General features: G+C 61.4%; 4 protein-coding genes and 1 tRNA gene. 2 read left to right on the forward strand and 3 right to left on the reverse strand.

Annotated elements, in window-relative coordinates; genetic code table 11:
- The first annotated feature begins 134 nt into the window (after positions 1 to 134).
- Positions 135 to 215: transfer RNA gene (locus DSY14_RS18535), tRNA-Arg, on the forward strand.
- Positions 216 to 1,179: 964 nt separating this feature from the next.
- A complete protein-coding gene (locus DSY14_RS18540) occupies positions 1,180 to 2,460 on the forward strand; it encodes a hypothetical protein (RefSeq protein ID WP_211717850.1) in 1,281 nt (426 codons plus the stop codon).
- A 2-nt stretch (positions 2,461 to 2,462) separates the two neighbouring features.
- On the opposite strand, the gene DSY14_RS18545 is transcribed toward DSY14_RS18540, so the two are convergent.
- From DSY14_RS18545 to DSY14_RS29280, 3 genes are all read right to left on the reverse strand, one after another.
- Positions 2,463 to 3,701, reverse strand: a complete 1,239-nt coding sequence (locus DSY14_RS18545) for a Shedu immune nuclease family protein (RefSeq protein WP_211717851.1) — start codon at positions 3,699 to 3,701, stop codon at positions 2,463 to 2,465.
- A 255-nt stretch (positions 3,702 to 3,956) separates the two neighbouring features.
- Positions 3,957 to 5,456 (reverse strand): site-specific integrase, encoded by a 1,500-nt coding sequence (locus DSY14_RS18550; protein WP_211717852.1) that lies wholly within the window; start codon positions 5,454 to 5,456, stop codon positions 3,957 to 3,959.
- Positions 5,457 to 5,810: a helix-turn-helix domain-containing protein gene (locus tag DSY14_RS29280; protein WP_211717853.1), complete on the reverse strand. Its 354-nt coding sequence runs from the start codon at positions 5,808 to 5,810 to the stop codon at positions 5,457 to 5,459.
- Positions 5,811 to 6,000: the final 190 nt, after the last annotated feature.

Raw genomic sequence — 6,000 nt, forward strand, 5'->3', positions numbered from 1 at the left:
GCGAGGTGCCATCGGACGCCGCAGACAGGGCGTGCGTGCTCCGTTTGTGCTCCGCAGTTCTGGACCGGGACGTCACCGGACGGCACCCCTTGACACGAAACGACAGCAGTGATCGGATGGATTGGGACGAAACGGCACCCCGTGGCATGTACAGGCACGAAAGCATCGGACTTCTAATCCGACGGTCGCAGGTTCGAATCCTGCCGGGTGCGCCACAAAACCCCAGTTCAGAAGGGGTGTGCGAGGGCCTCAACCGAGGCCCTCGCGGCGTTTTCGGGGGTTGTGTGCTCCTGGTGTGCTCCCCAGTACAAGGTGAGTGCAGGTGGGGGCCGACCTCCCGGAGCACTTTGCCGGGGCGTGACCCTGGTGACCCGGGCTGGGACGCCCCCCGCGTCCGCCTACCAGCGCCCCACAGCCGCCCCGGCAGCGGCCACGTGCCCAGGGCTCCACCGGGAATGGGCACGCCCTGTTGCGCCCTGCAGGCCACATACGGCCGATTTCACTGAAGCCCCTGCCAGGAGTTCCCACGCCACAATCGGTGACAACAACAGGACGAACTGGCCACTGACGGGCCAGTCTAACCACCTCAACTACGACACCACGGGGGATGTCGTAGACGGTTGGTACCTTCCGCGCATGCCGAAGAAGCGCAAGAAATCGAGGAAAGCCCCCGGATCTAGGAAGAGGTACTCAGCCCCAGAAAGTAGACCGCCCGAGATCACGCTTGGGGGACCGGTATGGCCATCCAGGGGATGGGCGTTCCGGCGACTGATCGAGGTTACCCAGGAGAGCGGAGAACCGTTCTTCGTTCTCAGCGGTGAACGTCCCGAAGGCTACTCATCAGACTTCGTGCCTGAACGGGACGCACCTCGCGCGCCCATGCAACCAGGCTGGTACATGCGCACTGACCTACCGGTCCCCGTCTACATCTGGGTTTACCCGGTCCAAGATCTTGCTGGCGACCCAGACCAAATGGACAAGCGAGGCCGAGGATACACCTGGTGCGTTGCGCACTCGATCAAGACCGATGGGAGTGGCGACCATACATACGCAACTCCAGAGGCCCTGGCGTCCTGGACCCCCATCGTCGCACCAGACCCCGAAATCGTCGCGGTGGACCGATACGGGAAGTGCCCGCCGGTCTACCGCACTGAGGTGGCTGGACCACTCCCGGACACCATGCCGCACACCATCGCCGTGCTCGACGTGGACTACGCCAGAGTCGGTGGGCAGAAGCTCCCGGAAAAATGGGATGTCGACGTCGTCGGTGTCCTCATGGTTGAACGGGCAACGCACGGCGTGCCAGCAGCATACGGACAGTGGGTACAGACCGCCTTTCACACACTACGCGACGATGCCCTGAACAAGCTGCCAGCCATCCTCGATACCGCCGATGTGATCTTGGGCCACAATCTCTTCGACAGCGACTACCGATGCCTGCGAACCTACGCCGACCGCTTCAACCTCGCTCCGTTGATCCCCAAAACAGTCGATACGCTGTACGCAGCACGACAGGTGCTCACAGGGGGCTTCCGTCAGCCATCTGGGCTTGACCTCACGTCTCTCGCACAGGCACACGGCCTGCGTAGCCGCGCAAAGCAGCAGTCTCGGACTCAAGCACACGGCGGGATCAAGAACATCGCGGATGCCGAGAAGCGATACTCCTATCAATCCATCGCGGACGACTGCGAGCTCACCCTCGAGCTGTGGCTCAAGATCATCACGGATCGCCGCTTGAGATTCGCTTCGAAAGAAATCAAAGATCCCACTGAGCGCCGTCTAGATGAACAGGAGCTCTCCTGGTTCCTAAAACCACCTTTGTCACACAACGAATACCGAAATTTTCTCGCGCGCCAGGGAACGGTCTACAGACTTAAAGGACTAGCCAAGGACGAAAGCGTTGCGCGAATCCACCGCGGAATCGACGAACAACTGCTTTCAGGTTCTTTTCAGAACAACCACCGAGGAAGAACTTTCGCTAGCCGATGCATGGCACCCACGCCGGATAGCGACCAATGCCCGGCTCTCGTCTATGACGGTCGTCTCTACTGTCGAGAACATCAACGCAAGAGGCTGTGTCGAGGCAATCCGGCACTTCTTGACGAATGCGTCTTGCTGGTGCAGGGGGATGACGCGCACTGCCGATGGCATAGGATGACAGCCCTCTATGTGGGCGAGGGAGCGCGGCTCTACGAAGACTTTGTCCTACATCTACCTTTGCCCGGCTGGGACAAGGCAAGCGATTGGGGATTTGATACTGGGACCATGTCGTTTTTCTCGCGACTACGTCGCAACGGCAGCGACTACCGAGAGCCTCCTACAGTTTGGCTCACCGGGGCGTCACCAAACCTTCACAACACTGCTGATCTCCGTGACACGATCGCAGAAGCTACTTCTCGACCCCGCCCTGAGGTCACGTCAGCACTGACAGCCGATCGTCCGGCAGGCTACTACAAGTAATCTTACTCTCCTTCCCACCTAATACGCTGCTCCTCTGCTCGCTCCAGACTCCATCGGGCACGCGCCAGCACTTCATCATAAGTGACAATCTCAGGATGAGTCATATTGCGCCGATACAGTTCAAAGGAGCGAACTTTGTCTGGATGAGCCCTTCCCTCTCTCGTCAAGGACGCGAGCTTACCAATAACAAGATATGATCTTGGTGTCCCCACGTAAACTCGATCACCATTCAAATAACCTTCATCATCACGCTCATCCAGCCAATCGCCAATATCCTCTCGTGCCCTGTCTGCCGTAATATGAGATTGAGCCACTCCGCCAGCAATCTCAGAAGAAGGGGCCCAGCAACCCGAACGGTATTCTTTCTTATCTAGCAGAGGATCATCATGCAGCTTGATTTCAGCAAGAACAAGAGACTTAACGATTCCATTTGTCGTCAGAAGGGCATCTGCACGCTTTCCAGGGCGGGCAACGCTAGATCCAGCCACTGCCTTCTCTAGCTTCCCTTCATCCCATGCAGTGAAAAGATGACTCGACAGACCGACCCCTAGAACCCAAGGGTTCGACTCGAAGAACTGCTGCCAAACCGCCTCCCTACGTCCACCCTCAACACGACTTTCAAATTCATCAGGGTCATTCAGTAGGCTCTCAAACTCATCCAAGGCCTTGCGACGGGAGGCAATAGCAACTACATCCTCAGCGCTAACATCATTCTCAATTAGCAGACGAAACCGCTCCGGGTCACGGCCATATGCAGCAGCAACAGCTTGAGGGTCGGCCATAACTGCACTTAGCAGGTTTTCGTCAAACCTTAGCGTCTCAGAACCCGTAGGGTCGATCCCCTTAAGAACAAGGCATAGATCAGCCAGCCTCTGAACTGCCTGCTCATCCAAATTCAGGATGTTCTCAATCGTTGCACCGCCCACCTTTCCGCGAACCCTCTCAAACCTGAGCTCAACAACACGCCCTTGGTCCCGAACAACCCTAGCTTTTACCTGCACACGACCCGCTGGACTCTGGTGCAATTCCGCCACTTCCTCTTTGCCATTTTGAACAGGAACTATTTCAGATGTCTCACTGATCACTTGCCAGACCGTGCGAGCTGGTGCTCCTACGTCGCTACTTGACCCGAACTTCAGCGGGAAGGACTTGCCGACAGTCGTGCGCCCCAAAGGCCTCAACACAGCGTAGTCAGCCTCTGTCTTTGGGTCATCAAAAGACAGCAAACTCCAGTCGACCATGAGCACTCCGTCAGGTGATGTATAGGCCCGAAACCTCATTGTCACCCACCAAGCAACTGTCGGAGCGTACTCCCGAGAAGAACCACCAAGTTTTTCAAGCAGACTTTGAGGTCTCGAAGATTCTCGAGCGGACCTTTGATCCGATGGTCGGCCACCCCCGGACATGAGGTAACCCCAGGCCAGGACGGGTGAACCCGTCTACTCGCCTGGGGCCTGAGCCCTTCCTATGGCTCCTGGTGTGCTCCCCTGAACCGGCTACCGCACCGGCACCAAACCCCCCGACCCAGCCGGTACCGACGGCCCGCGCAACAGCGCAGCGGTGGCCTCGGCCGCCGCCTTGGCCACGTCCGGGAACACGCTCTGATAGGTGTCCTGGGTGAAGTGGGCGGTGGAATGGCCCAGCTCAGCCGAGACCACCTTCACATCCGTTCCCGCGGCCAGCGCCATCGAGGCCGCCCCGTGGCGCAGCCCGTGCAACGTGATCGGCGGGAGTCCCGCTGCTTGGGCGATGCGGGAAAACCAGTCACTCACGTGCGAGGGCAACCACCCCGACCCATCTTGGCGGGTGAACACCAGCCCCGTGGCCACCCACTCCGGGCCCGCTTTCAGCCGGGCCTGATTCTGGAACTTCTTCCACCCCCGCAACACCTTCACCGTGTCGGCGTCCAAGGTGATGGTGCGCTGGCCCGCCTCGCTCTTCGGAGTGGAGGTGAGGGTGGTCCAGGACAACTGCACCACCTGCGTGCGGATATCAGCCTCACCGTCGGTGAGCCGGGTGTTAGCCCAGGGCAGGCCCACCGCTTCGCCCCGGCGTAGTCCCTTGACGGCGACCAGGTGGAACAGAGGGTGCAACCACACGTACTTCTTCGAGTGTTCCAGGAAGGTGCGGGTCTGCTCGGGGGTCCACACCATCACCTCCCCCGGCACCGTCCCGTCCTTGGCCCAGCGCTCCACCCGTCCCGGTGTCCACACCAAAGGGCGTTTCCTCGGACAGGACGGCAGGCGTGCGTGGGAGGCGACGTTGACGTTCACCGGCTCTTCGGGGCTGCGCACCGCATCCGACAGGGCGCTGCGAAGCGTGGCGCGGATCCGGTGCTTGGTCGACAAGCTCACCACCCTTTGGCCCCGCACCGAAGCCCGCACCTTCGCCTCCTGGGACTCGCGGGCTTCCAGGATCCGCTCGTTGTTGGCCTCGATCCACTCGAACATCGCCTCGACCCGGCTGGACCTGAGCCGGTCCAATCGGACCTGGCCCAGGTGGGGCACCAGGTACTTGCGAATGTGCCCCTGATAGGAAGTTCGGGTTCCCTCGGCCAGGTCCGGCTTGGCCTGGATCCACGCCTTCAGGTAGGCCCCCACGGTGGGGGCTTCCTTGCGCACATCAGCCCCCGTCCCCAGGCGTTTGCGCACCTCCTCGACCGAGGGAAACGGGGTGCGGGCCTTGAGAGCGTTCTGGATCAGGTCCGCGATCTGCACCTCCACATCCCCCTCGCCCTGGGCCAGGTCCAGCAGGGCCTTGAGGTGATCCAGCGCCTCCCACGCCTGCTCCTGGCCCTCCAGACCGGTACGGCGGGCCTGACGCCGCTTCCCCTCAACGGTTCGGGGCAGCTCGAGTTGGTAGCCCCAGTCGCCGTGGCGGGGGTTGAACGCCCTGCCCTGACGGCGGAGCTTCGGGCACCGCACCCCCAAAGCCCGACCGGAGTTCTCATCCCGACACCCGCACCGTTTGAACACCCGTCCCTGATGAGAAGCCATCTACGACTCCCCCTCCATCCCGTGGTCGCTACGCGCACCACACCGCGAACACCCACCCGAGGTGGCGAAGGCTTCCAAGCCCAGGTGCGCCAGGATCCCCGCGGTGGGGATCCGCCACGTTCGGCCCGCCCTGTGAGCGGGCACCGGGAAGGAACCTTGGCGTAGGAGCCGGTAAGTGGTCGTGCGGCCAAGGCCGAGCATCCGCCCGGCCTCGACCGGGCCCAACACCACCGGCAACTGGCCGACCTCGTCCAACCGAACCGAAGTATCCGACCTCACCCCACCCACCTCCCCACCACCTGTGAACTGCACGGATACGGTTTGCGGCCCCGCATCGTGCGGGGCACCACGCATCCACGCTCGACCTCGCCGAGGTGGTCAAGCGGATTCGACAACAACCCCACCGGATTTTTCCTCCGCAACCCCTACGCCACCCGCTTTCAGGTTTTATGTCGTTTTCGCTGGTTGGGGCTACAGGCGGCCCCACGTGGGGCCCGAACCCCGGGTTCGGGCCCGCTGGGCGGGGCCGGAGCGGTGGGGGCGG

Origin of the sequence: Nocardiopsis sp. MG754419, from assembly GCF_018207095.1 — a bacterium.
GTDB lineage: Bacteria > Actinomycetota > Actinomycetes > Streptosporangiales > Streptosporangiaceae > Nocardiopsis.